The following is a 1114-nucleotide window of genomic DNA, read 5'->3' on the forward strand; positions in this document are numbered from 1 at the left end:
GACGAATTTACAATTGAAGTGCAACAAATGATCAAAAAGAAGACTCACAGCCTGAGTCCTTGTAAAATATAGTCACCACAACTTACTTACAAGGAGGACTCAGACTATGAGCCTATATCATCATCTTACCTTAAATGACCGTGAATGCCTACTAGTTGGGCTAACTTTAAAACAGTCTTACCAGGCCATTGCCCAACGCATCGGTTGTTCTAAAGCGACTATTTCACGGGAAGTTAGCCGGAATGGTGGTCGTTCTAAATATTCCGCAGTTAATGCGCAACTAAATTATGAGCGTCAACGTTTGAAAAGTCGACGGCCACGGATCTTATCGCAAACTGATATCCGGGCATTTGTCATTAATTGTATCGTCCATCGTAAATGGTCCCCAGAACAAATCGCAGGACGGCTAAATTTTGAGCATAGTAACTGGAAAATCAGTTACAACACAATTTATCGTGGAATTGCTTTGAATAATCTTGGTGAAAAGCGTAAAAGTCATGGTGCCCGTGGATTCGCCCGCCAATTAAGACATCGAGGTAAAACGCGCAAAGTTAAGGGAACTATCAAGGAACGGCGTGGTCGTTTTAACGATGTACCTTCAATCCACGACCGCCCACTTTCGGCTGAAAATAGAACTCGGTTTGGTCACTGGGAAGGTGACACAGTGCGTGGTAAAACCGGACGTTCAGCGCTGGTGACGCTGGTAGACCGTAAATCACGGTATTTATTAGCGGAACGGGTAAGTAAAGTCGCAGCTAAACCCGTGGCACAAGCTATGATGGACTTATTAAATAGCGTCACACCGGAACGGGTAAAGACACTTACACCTGATCGTGGAACTGAGTTTGCCAATTATCAAGACGTCATTGACACTTTAGAAATACCGGTATTTTTTCCAGATCCACACGCACCACAACAACGTGGAACCAATGAAAATACTAACGGTTTAATTCGTGAATATTTCCCCAAAGGAACTGATTTGAACGATTTAAATGACCAAGAGATTATCGCATTCGTCACAGATTTAAATAACCGTCCACGCAAGGTCTTGGGATGGAAAAGTCCAAGTGAAGTTTTCTTCGGCAAAAAGTTGCGCTTGATTTGACAATTCGTC

At 43.1% G+C, this 1114-nt stretch carries 1 protein-coding gene; it reads left to right on the forward strand.

All coding sequences use genetic code 11. From position 1 onward, the window contains the following. Window positions 1-106: 106 nt before the first annotated feature. A complete protein-coding gene (locus ACOV1R_RS16050; RefSeq protein WP_016527164.1) occupies window positions 107-1105 on the forward strand; it encodes an IS30 family transposase in 999 nt (332 codons plus the stop codon). Window positions 1106-1114: the final 9 nt, after the last annotated feature.

Origin of the sequence: Lactiplantibacillus sp. YT640 (assembly GCF_049745435.1) — a bacterium.
GTDB classification, from domain to species: domain Bacteria; phylum Bacillota; class Bacilli; order Lactobacillales; family Lactobacillaceae; genus Lactiplantibacillus; species Lactiplantibacillus plantarum.

What these genes read in the sequence shown, in the direction of transcription:
- ACOV1R_RS16050 (WP_016527164.1), top strand. Translation starts at nt 107, where the DNA reads ATGAGCCTATATCATCATCTTACCTTAAATGACCGTGAATGCCTACTA.